Origin of the sequence: Psychrobacter sp. GP33 (assembly GCF_014119005.1) — a bacterium.
GTDB lineage: Bacteria > Pseudomonadota > Gammaproteobacteria > Pseudomonadales > Moraxellaceae > Psychrobacter.
The window spans coordinates 271,697-288,193 of record NZ_JACGYX010000005.1 but is presented as its reverse complement, the minus strand read 5'-3'; the positions used below and the strand labels follow the sequence as shown (position 1 = coordinate 288,193).

The window sequence follows — 16,497 nt, the reverse complement described above, 5'->3', positions numbered from 1 at the left end:
TACTCTACTCTGTTGTCAAGATACGCATAAAATGACATATGGCTGCAGGCATATCTTGTGCTTGTAGCCCGCGCTGTCCAATAGTGAAGTGAGTTCGCTCTGGCTTAATATATGGGCGTTGACAATCTACAGGATTTCCTGCTAATTTACCGTCTTTTAATCTGTCTCCTACTAAGATATCCCCTGCTAGCCCATGAATCAATACCGCTTGAGATAGACTGCGCTGCTCATCTGTTAAATCTTGTTGAGCAAGAAATCCTGCAACAATACCTGATAATATATCACCCATGCCAGCCGTTGCCATGCCAGCATTTCCAACCCCGCAAACATATAACTTATTTTGTCCTGCCGATTGCTCCAATACTAAAGAACCTGCGCCTTTAAGTACCCAATTGCCACCATAGAGTTTTGCACACTTAGAGATAGCAGCTAAGCGATCCGCTTCTATAGATCCAACTTCTGTATGCAGTAGTGTGGCAGCCTCCCCACTATGCGGTGTTAAGCAAACTTTATGGTCAAAAGTATATCTTTTCAGCTGGTTTACGAGATCATTTTTATCACTATGTAAAGCTGCGAGGTGATAAAGACCGTCAGCATCAATTATGATAGGTTTGTGGTATAACATTGCCGCTTGCAGATAATCAGTAAATATTTTTTTTGCTGTCTCATCACGCCCTAATCCCATACCAATAGCAATTACACTTGCGTCTTGTATCAAACGCTTTACCCCATCTTTATCGTGCAAATCAATCGTCATAGCATCTGGCAGCGAAGTTAATAGCGCTGAATGAAAGGCTTGATGACAGGCTACGGTTATTTTACCAGCACCTGTAGCCATAGCACTTGAGGCAGATAAAATCGCCGCCCCACCCATGCCTTGAGAACCATCAATTCGATTGCCACCAATAATAAGTACATGCCCGTAACTACCCTTGTAGCTGTTCTGTCGACGTGCAGGCATCACCCTTGCCTTTGTTAATAGCATCGCTGTAGGCACTATTTCAGGCTCATAAGGTATTAGCGGTATATCAATCACGGTGCCCGCGTAGTCCATACCGTCTCTTGTATGTAACCCAAATTTACGAGCAATAAGACACAAGGTCACGTCTGCTTGTATTGCCACGTCGTCATAAACCTGACCTGTTGATGCCACAAGTCCACTAGGTATATCAAGAGCAATAACCCACGCCTTATCAGCTTTTGCAAAGTGATTAAAACTTGTGATAGCTTGTTGATAAATACCCATAGGCTTACGGTCAAGCCCAATGCCAAATAGCGCATCGACATAAACTTCTGCATAAGGTAATTGTCTTTGAGATTTAGTCTTATTTAGATTAGTACCAATGTTTACAATATCCTCGAAACGTTGATAAGGGCAATTTGCTATGACTGCCATTTGCTGCGCCTTTCTTGCATCGGATACAGTTATTAAATGGCTATTTTTAGTGACCCACTCATTTACATCAGCGTCTTTAACAATGTCATCATCTTCAGCCTTATCCTGACCAACCGTAATAACCATCACTTCCCAGCCCGCTTGCTGCAAATATAATGCTACCAGCCAACCATCACCCCCATTGTTGCCATTTCCTACCAAAATATTGGCTCGTGGTAGCTGTTTCCTACTATCTTGCTGATAGCGATTGTCATGAGACACATACATGAACTGAGGGTAGTATGCTTTAATAATATGCTGGCTCATCTGCCACGCCGCTTGCTGCATCAGCGCAAAACTACTATACCCTTGAACAAACCATGCCTGTTCCATAGCATATATTTGCTCACTGGTATATAAAGCGACAGGTTTAGTTGCAGTGGATGACGATACCGCAGAATAGTTATATTTATGCATCTGTTATACCTCTATTATTGTCTACTGTTTCAATCAATCGTTAGCACTAGCCTAGCAAACTTTGCATCACTTAACGCCACCATAACCATAATTTTTTGTTTTTTACCCTTGCGTGATAATTTATCTGGCTTATTATAGTGACATTCATTTCAGCCTATTTTGATCTTTATGACTATAAAACCCATTTCAAACAAACCTTCAACAATTACCATTACAACGGCTGAAACTTTAAGTTTCAATACGCCTATTGATGTAAAAAATTGGATTAAATTACAAGCGCAGAGTTTAGGATTTGCCGACTGTGGATTTTTATCGGTACATCATCCGTTATTTGCTGAACAAATCATTCAGTTACAACGTTGGCTGGATAAGGGTTATGAAGGACAATTGCAATTCATGCATAATAATCATGAATTGCGTGCTAATCCTGCTCAACTGGTCGAAGGTGCAAGAACTATCATCAGTGTGCGGATGGATTATATTACCCAAGCGCCAACACCGCGCACTGTTACTGATAATAACCGTCCTAACAGTGGCATCATCGCCCGCTATGCGCGTGGGCGCGATTATCATAAGACCATGCGCAACCGCCTCAAACAGCTTGCCCTAGATATTGAAGCCATGCTTCCTGAATGGCAACACTTAGACATTGGTCATAACACTGATTTTGTATTTCGTCCCTTTAGTGATTCAGCACCTATTTTCGAGCGACCGATAGCAGATGCCGCAGGGCTTGGCTGGACTGGCAAGCATACTTTGCTACTCAATAAACAAGCAGGTTCTTTTTTTGTATTAGGCGAACTGTTTATTAGCTTAGAGCTGCCTGAAGACAAGCCTGTTGCTTCCCATTGCGGTAGCTGCCGTGCCTGTATTGATGTTTGTCCCACTCAAGCGATTGTCGCACCTTATGAGGTGAATGCTGCCGCCTGCATCTCTTACCTAACTATAGAGCATAAAGGTGCGATAGATATTAAATATCGCCGCGCTATTGGTAATCGAATATTTGGTTGCGATGACTGTCAACTGGTTTGCCCGTGGAATCGCTATGCAAAAATAACTGCTATAGAAGATTTCGCCCCACGTCATAATCTTGATAACAGTGACTTACTTACTTTATGGAACTGGAATGAAGATGAGTTTTTGCGAAAAACGCAAGGCAGTCCTATTAGGAGAACAGGCTACGTTAGTTTTTTAAGAAATATTTCTATCGCATTGGGTAATACAACTGGTCAGCAACGTCATATTGACCAGCTACGTTCTAAGCTTGGTATGTATGATGACATGCTTGACGAACATATTATCTGGGCAATCAAAGAACAAGAAATGAAAATAAATGATTCTGAATGAAGCTACCTTAGAATAATGCCTGAATAAGATTTTTCACTCTTAAACACTCATTCTGTGCTAATGAAACCATAAAAAAGCCTTCTGTATTAGAAGGCTTTTTTATGACAAGCTACTTTAAAATAACGTCTCTTACATTAATAGATAAACTGACGTCAAACTATGATTTTGGAATACGTAATACTTGACCCGGATAAATCTTATTAGGATCAGATAACATAGGTTTATTGGCTTCAAATATTTTCATGTAATCAGAAGTGCTTCCATAAACACTTTGGGCAATTTTAGATAAGCTATCACCAGACTTAACGGTATACATGGTTGATTCCGGTGCATCTTGTTCAATACTAATATTATCAATAACTTTAGCAACGTTTTGAACGTTGCCAACAGCAATAATAGCTTTTTCACGGTCAGCTTGAGTCTTGGCTGAACCGCTGATTTCTGCCGTGTCAGTGGTTCCGTTATATTTTACTCTTAAGTCACTAATATTAAGATTCTGTTGTTGAATACGACGTAATAAAATATTAGCTACCGATTGCGCGCTGGGTTCACTTTCTTTGACCGGCGTACTCGTCGAAGCGTGAGTCTCTACTTTTGCTTGATGCTTATCATCATCTCGATTAAAAATTTTATCGCCAATATCTTTTGCAAAACTGAAAACACCCATGTAATACCCCTTACTTTTATTATTAATCATTGTTGTTAGTTATAATCTAAATATGGAAACACACTAAATTAATACGTCATATTGTTTATAATTTCCATTGACCAAAATCATAACAGAGGCAAAATACTTTTATAGTAATCGTATGTTGAATAATGTTGTATTCACGTGGTCTATGTTAATAGAGTTTAGCCCTTCTTAAGAAATTAATAATACTAAAGACGTGACTAAATGAATCATAAAGCTTATAAGCGCTTAATAAATATAAGAAATGTTAAAGCAAAAAAAACCGTCTATCTATCAAGATAAACGGTTACAAACACTGCTTATAACTTAGCTTCATACTATAAAAGTATCAAAGATAAATTATAGTTGTGCTTGTACATAGTCAATAGCTTTTTGGACAGTGGTCAATTCAGCTGAATCTTCGTCAGGAATAGTGATACCAAAATCACTTTCGAATGACATAACAAGCTCAACCAAATCTAATGAATCAGCACCAAGATCTTCCATGAAAGAAGATTCGTTTTTAACATCTTCAATGTTCATACCCAATTGCTCTGCAACTGCTGCTTTAACTCTTTGTTCAGTATCATTACTCATATGTATTGCTCCTATTTATTAATTTAAAAAAAACCATAAAGTTATAGAATTACTTGACTGCCAATCAGGCCATTTAACAGTTTTAGTCTAAGCATATTATTATGTTATAACAGCTTTGGCAGCCATTGAATGCATACTATCAGTAAATAATAATAGCAGTCTTTAATAAAAAGTATCCAGTATTATAGCACCGTTAATTATAGTTTACACTCGTTCACACAGTTTTTTATTATCGAAGTGTAACGTTTTAATTCACGTTACATGTACATACCACCGTTAACAGGAATAACGGCTCCGGTAATGTAGCTGGCTTCATCACTGGCTAAGAATGATACAGCAGCTGCGATGTCTTCAGGTTGTCCCAAACGCCCAATCGGCACTGCATCTAACATAGAGTTCAATAAGCGCTCGTCAAGCTCATCAGTCATATCCGTTTCAATAAGACCCGGTGCTACACAGTTAATCGTTACCTGACGTGACCCTATTTCACGGGCAAGCGTACGGCTAAAACCTTCTACCCCCGCTTTAGTCGCCGCATAGTTTGACTGTCCAGCGTTGCCCATTTGCGCAACCACAGAGCTGATATTGATGATGCGACCACGGCGGGCTTTCATCATGCCACGCACCGCACGTTTGCTCATGCGATATATCGATGTCAAATTGGTATCAACAACGTTTTCCCAATCATCATCTTTCATACGCATTAGCAACCCATCTTGGGTAATACCAGCATTATTGACCAATACTTGCACCGCACCGTATACACTTTCAATCTCTTCAAATAGCTTATCAATCTGAGCGCTATCACGGACATCCAATACTCGCCCGATACCACCCGCATCGTGCAGATAACTATCAATAAGTGCGGCACCTTTTTCAGTAGTAGCAGTACCAATAACAAAATGGCCTTCTTTAGCAAAACGCTTGGCAACGGCTTTACCAATACCACGGCTGGCACCAGTAACTAGAATAATCGTACGGCTCACGATAATACCTCCATTAATTTGTCGAGTCGGGCAGGTTTGTCAACAGGATAGCTGGCAATCGGTTGGGCTTGACGCTTTGCTAAATTACTCAATACATTGCCACTACCACATTCGATTAAAACATTAATTTGTTTCTCAGACAACGCTTGCATGGTTTGTGACCATAATACTGGTTCACTCAGCTGCTCAGTTAGTGCTTGCTTTATGCCCTGAATCCCTGTCTCGACGCGCGCATGACGATTTTGGATGACCGGAATAGTAGCTTGATCAAATTTAATAGCAGCCAAAGCTTCAGCAAGTGCACTACTGGCAGGTGTCATTAATGCACAATGTGACGGTACACTTACCTTTAATAGAATGGCTTTTTTACCAGTATTCTGTACTTTATCAATCACTGCATTAACGCCTGCTGCATTGCCTGATATCACCACTTGCCCAGGACTATTAAAATTCGCCGCGCCAACCACAGCGCCATCCACATGCTCAGTCGCCTGCTCACATAATGTCTCGACTCGATTATCCTCAAGCCCCAATACAGCTGCCATCGCTGTATCAACATCTATCACTGCTTGCTGCATCAACTGTCCACGCTTATGCACCAATTGCACTGCATCAGCAAAAGAGAGCACACCAGCGGCACATAGGGCACTATATTCCCCTAAAGAATGGCCTGCCAAATAACAAGGCACATGCGTAATCTTATCTTGCAAAATACGCCACAGAGCGATACTTACCGTCAATAATGCAGGCTGAGTATACTGAGTTTGATTCAGCTGCTCTTCATCCTGGCAAATTGCCCACAAATCTTCGCCCAGCGCTGCACTAGCTTCAGCAAAAGTTTCATGAATTTGAGGATATATCTCAGCAAGTTCAGCTGCCATATTAACCGCTTGTGAACCTTGCCCAGGAAAGATAACCGCAATGCGAGGTGGCTGTGTTATTTTTATATCAGGTACAGATGCCATAGCCCATATTCCTTAGGTGAGTTGGAGAGGTACTGAGAATAAATAAAACGGTAATTTAAAATAGAAGAACAATCTAGAATCAGGCAAAAATAGAGTTTTAAACTCTATTACAGAAAATTCAAATCACAAAAAAGCCAAGTTATCCAGCCACATAATATATGATAGCGAAATAACTTGGCTTTTGTTAGCTTAACATTTACCGTCTACTAGCAACAGATTAGAATTGTTATGGTTCATAGTAGCGAACACAGCATTTCTAAACCTCCTACTTTATAGTGATAAATTAAGCCTCTTGACTAACTTTGAACAATTGACGGCCACGGTAAAAACCATCTTTAGTCATGTGGTGACGACGATGTTTTTCACCTGTGGTAGCATCAACGCTGAGTTCAGCCACAGTCATACGGTGATGTGAACGGCGCATGTCACGACGTGAACGGCTTTTGCGGCTTTTTTGAACGGCCATGATATAGCTCCTATACTTAAAGGGATAAGCTTGAAATTCAGCTTTAGACGATACTGACACAGGCTATCTAATCACAACAACCTAAGCCTTACGCATCATTAAATTATTTGATGTGCCACATGTTATAAAGGCCGATTAAATCTAAACTCTATGGATAATTTGATCAATCGGTTTTTATTAACAAGTATGCAATAAATCGGCCATTATACGCAGGTTTGAAGCAATAATAAACCCCCATTTTATCGTTCTCATGAAAGCTTATCACCCAAACCTATCTTGACATGTTAAAAACCTGTTTAATAGCTCTCTAGTTAACTAACGTTAGTTAGATAATTTACCTTTTAAAGACAGTAACGCAGCAAAAGGATTCTCTTCTTCCTCTTCCTCTGGTATATCTCCCACTTGCTCAACGCTCATCTCGCAATCGTCATGCTTTGGTGCCAGAGGCGTTTTTAATAACATCTCATCTTCAATTATATTCTTAAGTAACAATAAATTCTCAGGTGTCTGATCACTAACTACTTCTGATAATAATAAGAAATCCTGTTCCTCATTCACGAGACGAACTTGGCTTTCATCTTCAAACAAAGCAATATCATGGTCATCGGATAAATCAACATTAATCGGTTGCAAACAACGTTGACACGTTAACCATATTGCACCAGTAACGGTAAAGGCAAGATGCAATACGTTATTACGACGATACAAATTTACTGAAATCTCTAAATTTGACTGCTCATGCTCGTCACTCAATGCAGGAAGCAGACGCTCAAAAGACAATGGCGCGACTGGTCCTGACCACTCAAAACCAGTATCCGCCCATTTATCCAAAGACAAATATTCAGGAACACTAAGTAACGAAGAGGTTTTAGTATCGTCAGCGCGAACCGCTGATGGTTTGTTTGCTGGAGTGCTGGACATACGCGGCCTCATTAACCAAAACGGTATATAATATTGCCTGCCATACTAGCGGAAAGTGTAATATGACGCTAGGGCTACTATGTTATTATTTTTATATTATTAAGCGTGGCTTAGATTATGGCGCACATCTGATAGAGTATAGATAAAATCAATCCGTAATGTGCTTTAATTAACAGTGCAACTCATTAATCTAACAAATTATTAAAATTCAGGTTCTCTTTATTCACTCTTATTTGGTCAATTGTATCACCATGGTATATCCTCCACCTCACCCAGATTTTAGTATCTTATTTACGCATATTAATAAAATAAGAATGCAGCAGCAGCTTATTAACTTAATTGGTATAGATAATCACCGCGTAGTTCGTTGTGCTGACTTATTGTTCTTAGATAAAACGCCTTTTTCACAAGATGATGAACAGATGGCAACGGAGTGGTTAATGAGCGTATTTAATCAGTTATTTGCCTATCAACATGTCACGCTTGTACGCGGAGAGTGTGAGCCGGAATATTTTCCCGCAACCGAATATCAGACAGCTCGTATACAGTTTGCTCATGGATTTTTTGCCAGCGCGTTGCACGAAATCAGTCATTGGTGCATTGCTGGTAGCAAGCGTAGAGCGTTAATTGATTTTGGCTATTGGTATGCACCTGATGGACGCAGTGCCGCACAACAACATCAATTTGAGCACTTAGAGATTAAGCCGCAAGCTTTAGAATGTTTGTTTACCTTAGCATGCAACAGACCATTTGGTGTATCACTGGACAATCTATTTGCAGACTTCGATACTGAAGGTAGTACCTTTGCCATTGATGTTTATCAGCAAGTGGCTTCTTATATTGATGAGCCGCATCAATTACCGCGCGATGCTAAAATTTGGTTATTAGCATTACTCATGGTCAATAATAGTGAGTCAGTAACTATGGCACTATAAACCCACGTGCGGTTATTTCATCTTAATCATTTTAAGAGTGGAATACGTTTAGTAACGGCATCGCCCTATAACCGCTACTAACTTTACCGCTATAGTAATGTCAGTAGCAAATTGCTCTAACTCAAGAATAACGATAACAGCAGTAATAAATAAGGAATTAATATGCAAACCTTTTATATCCATCCAGAAAATCCGCAACCGCGTCTTATCGAGCAAGCTGTCGATTTATTACGTCAAGATCAGCTCTTGATTTATCCTACGGACACCAGTTACGCTTTTGCTTGTCGTTTAGGTGCTAAAGCAGCACTTGATAAACTCAAACAGATAAGAGAGCTTGACGACAAGCACCAATTTACCTTGTTATGCCGTGACTTGAGCGAGATAGCCATGTATGCAGCAGTAGATAATATGCAATTCAAACAATTAAAAGCACATACTCCTGCTCCCATCACTTTTATTTTAAATGCCACAAAAGATGTGCCTAAGAAAATTGCACATACTAAGAAAAAGACTATTGGTGTACGTGTACCGAGCAATGCAATTGCTCAAGCCTTATTAGCAGCAATGGATGAGCCTATCCTAACCAGCTCCTTGATACTACCCACTCACGAACATGTGCTTGATGACCCTTATGAGATAGAAGAGCTATTGGGTAATCAGATAGATGGGCTGATCAACGCAGGTATGCTAACCATTAAGCTGACCACTATTGTTGATATGACCAGCGGTCAGCCTGAGATTATTCGCCAAGGTGCTGCTGATGTAAGTACTTTATTATGAATATTTAAATTTTTATCCTTAGATAATGGTTAGTCACCCTAAATTATAAGCAAAAAACATAATCTACTCAAAAAAGACATAAAAAAAAGCTCCAATCACTTGGAGCTTTTCTGAAATCATAACATTATTATGCAACAACTTTATCTAATAATTAGTCACGATCAACTAATTCTACATAAGCCATTGGTGCATTGTCACCATCACGATTTCCGCATTTTACGATACGCAAATAGCCACCTGGACGCGTTTGGTAACGAGGACCTAACGTGCCAAATAGTTTGCCTACCATAGCTTTACTACGCATACGGCTGAACGCTAGACGGCGATTTGCAACGCTGTCTTCTTTAGCCATAGTGATTAATGGTTCAGCAACACGGCGTAATTCTTTCGCTTTTGGTAATGTTGTTTTAATCAGTTCATGCTCAAATAGTGAGTTGGTCATGTTCTGGAACATTGCCTTACGATGACTGCTGGTACGACCCAGCTTGACTCCACTCTTACGATGGCGCATGGTCAAATATCCTTAAAGTTTAACGGCTACGATAAGAAAAGCGATCATCAACACGTAAATCAGCTGGTGGCCAATTATCAAGGCGCATGCCCAGCTCTAAATCTTTAGATGCTAGTACGTCTTTGATTTCTGTTAATGATTTCTTACCAAGATTTGGGGTTTTAAGTAGTTCAGTCTCTGAACGCTGGACCAAATCACCGATATAGTAAATGTTTTCAGCTTTCAAACAATTGGCTGAGCGAACCGTTAGTTCAAGATCGTCAACAGGGCGTAATAGCACTGGATCGACCTCTTCTTTTTCTTTCACAGGCTCAGGCGCTTCTTCAGCTTCTAAATCAACAAAGATAGAAATCTGTTGTTGTAGAATCGTTGCTGCTTTACGAATTGCTTCTTCTGGATCGATAGTGCCGTTAGTTTCAAGCTCAATGATAAGACGGTCAAGATCAGTACGTTGTTCTACACGTGCGTTCTCAACCTGATAAGCGACTCGCAGTACTGGACTAAAACTTGCATCAAGTTTTAAGCGACCAATAGCTTTGGTATCGCCATCTTCACGGCGTTGATTTGCAGGCTCGTATCCACGACCCATCACCACACGCAGACGCATTTTTAAATGACCACGCTCACTTAATGTACCCAATACCAATTCTGGATTGATAATATCAACATTATGCGGTAAGGCAATGTCTGCAGCAGTGATAGTGCCTGGACCTTGTTTATCCAAGGTCAAAAATACTTCATTTTGGTCATGAAGCGTAATGGCCAAACCTTTAAGATTTAAAAGTAAGTCCAACACATCTTCTTGCAAACCTTCAAGAGTTGAGTATTCATGGTTAACACCATCAATCTCAGCTTCAATAACAGCAGCACCAGGTAATGAAGATAGCAAGATGCGACGTAGGGCATTACCTAAGGTGTGCCCGAAGCCGCGCTCTAACGGTTCGAGTGTGACTTTCGCGATCGTTTCATTAACCGTGTCCACGTTAATGGCATTAGGCGTTAGAAACTCAGTTGCATTTAGCATCATGATGTCACCTCGATTTATTTAACTGATTTAATTAACGTTAATTGCCCAACGCTGTAAGTACAGCATTGAGCAACACGTTATTTACTTAGAGTATAGCTCAACGATTAAGCTTTCGTTGATTTCAGCAGGTAGGTCGATACGATCAGGCGCTTTTTTAAACGTGCCTTGAAGTTTGCTGTGATCAACATCTAGCCATTCTGGAATACCACGTTGGGTAGCCAGCTCAATTGCGTTTTTAATTCGCAACTGTTCGCGAGACTTCTCTTGGATAGCGATGACATCACCATCTTGTAACTGGATTGATGGAATGTTCACACGAACAAATTCATCACGACCAGCTTTTTTTACCATAACAGTACGATGACTAACTAGCTGACGTGCTTCAGCGCGTGTTGAGCCAAAGCCCATGCGGTAAACAACATTGTCTAGACGACTTTCTAGCATAGCCAGTAAGTTTTCACCAGTAGCGCCACGCTTACGAGCCGCTTCTTTATAATAGTTAGCGAATTGGCGTTCTAAAACACCATAGATACGCTTAACTTTTTGTTTTTCACGCAGCTGTAATGCATATTCCGAAGTCTTATTACGGCTAACGCCATGTTGACCAGGTGGACGTCCAGCTTTTTTCGTTTTTACGTCATAAGGTTTAACACCAGACTTAAGACCTAAGTCTGTGCCTTCACGACGTGATAATTTGAGTTTTGGTCCAATATAGCGGGCCATTTGTATGTCTCCTTAAGCTTTTGGGATAAAAAAGCTTCGTCTTTAATATTAGACGCGGCGCTTTTTCGGCGCACGGCAACCATTGTGTGGAATTGGGGTTACATCAGAGATGCTATTTACTTTATAACCCAATGCACCTAGCGCTCTTACCGCAGACTCACGACCCGGTCCTGGTCCTTTGACCAAAACATCGATATTCTTAACACCATATTCTTGAGCCGCTTTACCAGCGACCTCAGCTGCAACTTGAGCTGCAAATGGTGTAGATTTACGTGAACCACGGAAGCCTTGTCCACCTGAAGTGGCCCAAGCCAATGCATTACCCTGACGATCGGTAATCGTAACAATGGTGTTATTAAAAGACGCATGGATATGGGCAATGCCCTCCGATACCGAACGACGAGTCACCTTTTTGCGACTGCGAGTGTCTTTTGCCATCTTTTAGCTTCCTAAGTTAATTATCTTTTGAGAGGGCGTGTCGGACCCTTACGAGTACGAGCGTTATTCTTGGTGTTCTGACCTCTAACTGGTAAGTTACGGCGATGGCGGATGCCACGGTAACAACCAAGATCAACCAAGCGCTTAATATTCATTGACACTTCACGACGAAGATCACCTTCAGTCGTGTATTCTGCAACTTGTGCACGGATAGCATCTAACTGTGTATCATCTAACTGACTGACTTTAGTAGTAGGGGCAATGCCAACTGCTTCTAAGATTTTCTGAGCAGTGGTACGGCCTACACCAAAGATGTAAGTTAGTGAAATAACAGCATGCTTATTATCCGGAATGTTTACGCCGGCAATACGAGCCATTGATTTCTCTCCATTAAAGAAAAATAAGTCTTGTTGGTTACAACAATGGCTTATTTTTCAGATTTGTTGCTGTCAATATCTATATTCTTATGTCTATTATTATCAGCTAACTTGCATAACAAGCCAGAAAAAACGTTAAGGTATAAAAATTATCGATATAAACTACGGCAAGTGGCGGATGATATCGCATCCGCCGTTATATTTCAAGTATTAATTCAATAAGTAAGACAGCAATTTAAAGCTGTTTTACATAAATTATTAACCTTGACGTTGCTTGTGACGTGGTTCTGCTGTGCAAATAATATGCACACGGCCTTTACGACGTACAACTTTACAGCTACCACAAATTTTCTTAACTGATGCTTGAACTTTCATAGCATGCTCCTTGAGAGATCACACCGCTCATTTAAGGTTGAGTGGGCGATTGAATTAACGTCTGATCGTGATATTGATGGGTCATCAAATGCGCTTGAATCTGTGAGATAAAGTCCATGACTACAACTACCATAATTAGTAACGATGTACCACCAAGGTGGAACGGTACTCCAAATGAAGACTGGATAATCATCGGCATTAAACAGATAACTGTCATATATATCGCCCCAATAAAAGTTAGGCGATTTAATACATGATCAAGATAACGCTGAGTTTGTTGTCCGGGACGAATACCGGGAATATACGCACCACTACGTTTAAGGTTTTCAGCAACTTCACGTGGACTAAAGACTAATGCAGTATAAAAGTAGCAAAAGAAAATAATCATCGCCCCAAACAACACCAAATAAAGAGGTTGTCCTGGAGACAATACTAAAGCCATATTTTGCAGTATCTTCTGCGTAAGCGTTGGATCTGACGATTGACCGACCCATTGCCCTAAACTTGCAGGAAACAGTAACAAGGAGCTTGCAAAAATAGCAGGAATAACCCCTGCCATATTTATCTTCAGTGGCAAATGTGACTGCTGCTGAGCATAAATTTTGCGACCTTGCTGCTGCTTTTGTGCATAGTTAACCGGTACACGACGCTGAGCACGTTCAATATAAACGATACCAGCTGTAACCGCGACACCCAATACTACAAATATGAAAAGGACAATAAGGTTCATTTGACCTTGATTGACCTGTTCAATAGACTGTGAAATCATACCTGGCATACCGGCAACAATACTGGCAAAAATCAGCATTGAAATACCATTTCCTACACCGCGTTCCGTAATCTGCTCACCGAGCCACATTAAGAACATAGCGCCCGCTACCAATGAGGTAACTGCTGGAATATAAAAGGTAAGACCAGAAGATAAGGTTAGGTTTTGACTGATAAGTCCGGCACACATCCCAAGAGACTGTACTAGTGCTAAAGCAAGCGTTCCTTGACGGGTATACTTGTTAAGCTTACGTCGCCCTGCCTCACCTTCTTTTTTCAATGCTTCAAGCGACGGTAGTACCGCCGACATCATTTGCACAATAATAGATGCTGAAATATAAGGCATAATCCCAAGTGCCATGATAGACATCCGCTCAAGCGCACCACCAGAGAACATGTTAAACATGCTTAAGATGGTATTTTCATTGCGCGAAAACAGATCTGCTAAGCTGACTGGATTAATACCAGGTACTGGTATATGAGACCCTAAACGATAGACAATCAATGCACCAATCAAAAACAGTAAGCGTGTCCAAAGCTCGTCATACTTTCGTATAAAAGCAAAAGGATTTAGCGGAATACCAGCCGAGGACATTGATTGTTTTGACACGTTGTTACTCCTCGATGCTACCACCAGCAGCTTCGATTGCTAGCTTAGCGCCTTTAGTCACTTTAATACCTTTAAAGGTATAAGCTTTAGTGACATCGCCTGATAACATGATACGCGCACGCTTCATGTCGTGACGAATAAGGTTAGCCGCTTTTAAAGTTGCAATGCTAACCACATCGCCTTCAATTTTATTCAGTTCAGACAAACGAACTTCAGCAGTCGTCATTGCCATTTTACTGGTAAAACCAAATTTCGGTAGACGGCGATATAATGGCGTTTGACCACCCTCAAATCCTGCACGAATGCTAGAACCTGAACGCGATTTTTGACCTTTTACACCACGACCACCAGTTTTACCAAGACCTGAACCGATACCACGACCACGACGTTGGGCAGTTTTCTTTGCGCCAACACCTGGTGATAATTCATTTAATCTAAGTCCCATTACGCTTCCTCCACTTTTACCAAGTAGTTAACGCGATTAACCATACCACGAGTTGAAGGAGTATCTTCAACTACAACTGAATGATTAATTCGGCGTAAACCCAATCCTTTCAAGCTCGCTTTGTGGCTCTTGAGGCGATGGGCACCTGATTTCACTTGAGTGACTTTCATTGTTTTCATTGTAACTCACCTAGTCTAAGTTAGCCCAAAATTTCGTCTACAGATTTACCACGTTTCGCTGCCATCTTTTCTGGAGTTGACATATCACGTAAACCATTGAACGTCGCGCGAACAACGTTAGCAGTGTTGGTAGAACCATAACATTTAGTCAAAACGTCTTTGACACCAGCAACTTCTAATACAGCACGCATTGCGCCACCAGCGATTACGCCAGTACCTTCAGATGCAGGTTGCATATAGACTTTACTTGCACCATGACGTGCTTTGATTGGATGATGCAAAGTCGCTTCATTCAATTCAACAGTAATCATATTGCGTTTGGCAGCTTCTAGTGCTTTTTGGATAGCAGCTGGCACTTCACGTGCTTTACCACGACCAAAACCAACGCGCCCATTACCATCACCCACTACAGTCAATGCAGTGAAAGAAAAAATACGACCACCTTTAACGACTTTTGCAACGCGATCAACGGTAACTAAGCGTTCTACTAGACCGTCAGTCTGTTCATTTTTATCATTTTTATCATTTCTAGCCATGATTAAAACTCCAATCCGTTTTCGCGAGCGGCTTCAGCTAAAGCTTTAACTCGACCATGATATTTAAAACCACTACGGTCAAAAGCAACTTTGGTAATGCCAGCTGCTTTTGCGCGTTCTGCGATCATTTGACCTACAGAAGTGGCAGCCTCAGCATTGCCAGTCGCGCCTGAACGCAAGCTGCTGTCTAAGGTTGATGCCTGAGCAATCACTTCACCACCGGTTGGAGAGATAATTTGGGCATAAATATGTCTTGGCGTGCGAGTAACCGTTAAGCGATGAACGCCTAAAAAACGGATATGCGCGCGGGTTTTCTTAGCTCGACGCAGACGAGCTGCTTTTTTATCAAACATTTCAACTCACCTTATTTTTTCTTAGCTTCTTTACGAATCACATGTTCGTCGCTATAGCGAATACCTTTGCCTTTATAAGGCTCTGGTGGGCGGAAACCGCGGATTTTAGCCGCTGCTTGACCAAGCTGCTGCTTATCGTTAGATTTTAAAACGATTTCAGTTTGCGTTGGGGTTTCAGCCGATACACTTTCAGGTAACGTATATTCTACTGGATGTGAATAACCCACATTTAGGGTGATTTTATTACCAGTAGCTTGAGCGCGATAACCAACACCAATCAACTGAAGACGTCTTTCAAAGCCTTCGTTAACGCCAATTACTAAATTGTTTAGTAAAGAGCGCATGGTGCCAGTATGCATCATGGCTTCTTTTGAGTCGGCTACAGGTGAGAGAAGAATTGCATCATCTTCCTGTTTTAGCTCGACCAATTCATGCAGGCGTAAAGACATATTGCCGTTCTTGCCTTTAACTTCGACCTGCCGATCGTTCAAAGTAACGCTCACGCCGTTTGGCAGCGTCACTGGGGCTTTAGCCACACGAGACATAGGATTATTCCTTAAAAAATTAACTTCTTTATATTGGCGAAAAAACTAACAGGCTAAAAAGCGTGTTAGTTTAGCATAGTTGACTGCGTTA

At 41.0% G+C, this 16,497-nt stretch carries 22 protein-coding genes; 3 read left to right on the top strand and 19 right to left on the bottom strand.

Annotation, left to right across the window (positions count from 1 at the left end):
• Positions 1–4 precede the first annotated feature (4 nt).
• Positions 5–1,852: an NAD(P)H-hydrate dehydratase gene (locus tag H2245_RS09150; RefSeq protein WP_182407078.1), complete on the bottom strand. Its 1,848-nt coding sequence runs from the start codon at positions 1,850–1,852 to the stop codon at positions 5–7.
• 168 nt (positions 1,853–2,020) lie between these two features.
• On the opposite strand from H2245_RS09150, the gene queG reads away from it, so the two are divergent.
• Positions 2,021–3,199, top strand: a complete 1,179-nt coding sequence (gene queG, locus H2245_RS09145; RefSeq protein WP_182407077.1) for a tRNA epoxyqueuosine(34) reductase QueG — start codon at positions 2,021–2,023, stop codon at positions 3,197–3,199.
• A gap of 157 nt (positions 3,200–3,356) precedes the next feature.
• Here queG and lysM read toward each other — a convergent pair whose 3' ends face one another.
• The 6 genes from lysM to H2245_RS09115 form a co-directional block, all read right to left on the bottom strand.
• Positions 3,357–3,866, bottom strand: a complete 510-nt coding sequence (lysM, locus tag H2245_RS09140; RefSeq protein ID WP_182407076.1) for a peptidoglycan-binding protein LysM — start codon at positions 3,864–3,866, stop codon at positions 3,357–3,359.
• A gap of 363 nt (positions 3,867–4,229) precedes the next feature.
• Positions 4,230–4,466, bottom strand: a complete 237-nt coding sequence (gene acpP, locus H2245_RS09135; protein WP_182407075.1) for an acyl carrier protein — start codon at positions 4,464–4,466, stop codon at positions 4,230–4,232.
• 257 nt (positions 4,467–4,723) lie between these two features.
• Entirely contained in the window at positions 4,724–5,458 is a 735-nt protein-coding gene (gene fabG, locus H2245_RS09130) for a 3-oxoacyl-ACP reductase FabG (protein WP_310734131.1), read from the bottom strand.
• Positions 5,449–6,417 carry an ACP S-malonyltransferase gene (gene fabD / locus H2245_RS09125; protein WP_182407073.1) on the bottom strand — a complete coding sequence of 323 codons (969 nt, stop codon included), beginning with the start codon at positions 6,415–6,417 and terminating at the stop codon, positions 5,449–5,451. The genes fabG and fabD overlap by 10 nt, the downstream gene beginning before the upstream one ends.
• Positions 6,418–6,700: 283 nt before the next feature.
• Positions 6,701–6,883, bottom strand: a complete 183-nt coding sequence (gene rpmF / locus H2245_RS09120; protein ID WP_182407072.1) for a 50S ribosomal protein L32 — start codon at positions 6,881–6,883, stop codon at positions 6,701–6,703.
• Positions 6,884–7,204: 321 nt separating this feature from the next.
• Entirely contained in the window at positions 7,205–7,804 is a 600-nt protein-coding gene (locus H2245_RS09115; RefSeq protein ID WP_182407071.1) for a DUF177 domain-containing protein, read from the bottom strand.
• A gap of 251 nt (positions 7,805–8,055) precedes the next feature.
• Here H2245_RS09115 and H2245_RS09110 point away from each other — a divergent pair, with 251 nt between their 5' ends.
• Positions 8,056–8,739 carry an elongation factor P hydroxylase gene (locus H2245_RS09110; protein WP_259365150.1) on the top strand — a complete coding sequence of 228 codons (684 nt, stop codon included), beginning with the start codon at positions 8,056–8,058 and terminating at the stop codon, positions 8,737–8,739.
• Between the two features lie 162 nt (positions 8,740–8,901).
• Entirely contained in the window at positions 8,902–9,519 is a 618-nt protein-coding gene (locus H2245_RS09105; RefSeq protein WP_182407070.1) for an L-threonylcarbamoyladenylate synthase, read from the top strand.
• A 151-nt stretch (positions 9,520–9,670) separates the two neighbouring features.
• Here the strand turns inward: H2245_RS09105 and rplQ are convergent, their stop codons facing one another.
• The 12 genes from rplQ to rplF form a co-directional block, all read right to left on the bottom strand.
• Complete coding sequence (rplQ, locus tag H2245_RS09100; RefSeq protein ID WP_182407069.1) at positions 9,671–10,030, bottom strand: 50S ribosomal protein L17; 360 nt, start codon at positions 10,028–10,030, stop codon at positions 9,671–9,673.
• Positions 10,031–10,049: 19 nt separating this feature from the next.
• Positions 10,050–11,057 carry a DNA-directed RNA polymerase subunit alpha gene (locus H2245_RS09095; RefSeq protein WP_182407068.1) on the bottom strand — a complete coding sequence of 336 codons (1,008 nt, stop codon included), beginning with the start codon at positions 11,055–11,057 and terminating at the stop codon, positions 10,050–10,052.
• Positions 11,058–11,138: 81 nt separating this feature from the next.
• Positions 11,139–11,780: a 30S ribosomal protein S4 gene (rpsD, locus tag H2245_RS09090; protein ID WP_058025563.1), complete on the bottom strand. Its 642-nt coding sequence runs from the start codon at positions 11,778–11,780 to the stop codon at positions 11,139–11,141.
• 48 nt (positions 11,781–11,828) lie between these two features.
• A complete protein-coding gene (gene rpsK / locus H2245_RS09085) occupies positions 11,829–12,218 on the bottom strand; it encodes a 30S ribosomal protein S11 (RefSeq protein WP_045454458.1) in 390 nt (129 codons plus the stop codon).
• Between the two features lie 20 nt (positions 12,219–12,238).
• The gene (gene rpsM / locus H2245_RS09080) at positions 12,239–12,595 is read right to left on the bottom strand and encodes a 30S ribosomal protein S13 (RefSeq protein WP_182407067.1); all 357 of its coding nucleotides are present in this window, start codon (positions 12,593–12,595) and stop codon (positions 12,239–12,241) included.
• A gap of 258 nt (positions 12,596–12,853) precedes the next feature.
• On the bottom strand, positions 12,854–12,970 hold the full coding sequence (gene rpmJ, locus H2245_RS09075; RefSeq protein WP_010196721.1) for a 50S ribosomal protein L36: 117 nt from the start codon (positions 12,968–12,970) through the stop codon (positions 12,854–12,856).
• Between the two features lie 31 nt (positions 12,971–13,001).
• A complete protein-coding gene (gene secY / locus H2245_RS09070) occupies positions 13,002–14,333 on the bottom strand; it encodes a preprotein translocase subunit SecY (RefSeq protein WP_182407122.1) in 1,332 nt (443 codons plus the stop codon).
• Between the two features lie 19 nt (positions 14,334–14,352).
• Positions 14,353–14,793 (bottom strand): 50S ribosomal protein L15, encoded by a 441-nt coding sequence (rplO, locus tag H2245_RS09065; RefSeq protein WP_182407066.1) that lies wholly within the window; start codon positions 14,791–14,793, stop codon positions 14,353–14,355.
• Complete coding sequence (gene rpmD / locus H2245_RS09060; protein WP_182407065.1) at positions 14,793–14,972, bottom strand: 50S ribosomal protein L30; 180 nt, start codon at positions 14,970–14,972, stop codon at positions 14,793–14,795. Before rpmD ends, rplO begins: the two co-directional genes overlap by 1 nt.
• Positions 14,973–14,992: 20 nt before the next feature.
• Positions 14,993–15,508 carry a 30S ribosomal protein S5 gene (gene rpsE, locus H2245_RS09055; RefSeq protein WP_182407064.1) on the bottom strand — a complete coding sequence of 172 codons (516 nt, stop codon included), beginning with the start codon at positions 15,506–15,508 and terminating at the stop codon, positions 14,993–14,995.
• 2 nt (positions 15,509–15,510) lie between these two features.
• On the bottom strand, positions 15,511–15,861 hold the full coding sequence (gene rplR / locus H2245_RS09050; RefSeq protein WP_182407063.1) for a 50S ribosomal protein L18: 351 nt from the start codon (positions 15,859–15,861) through the stop codon (positions 15,511–15,513).
• Positions 15,862–15,872: 11 nt separating this feature from the next.
• Positions 15,873–16,406 (bottom strand): 50S ribosomal protein L6, encoded by a 534-nt coding sequence (gene rplF, locus H2245_RS09045; protein WP_182407062.1) that lies wholly within the window; start codon positions 16,404–16,406, stop codon positions 15,873–15,875.
• Between the last annotated feature and the right edge of the window lie 91 nt (positions 16,407–16,497).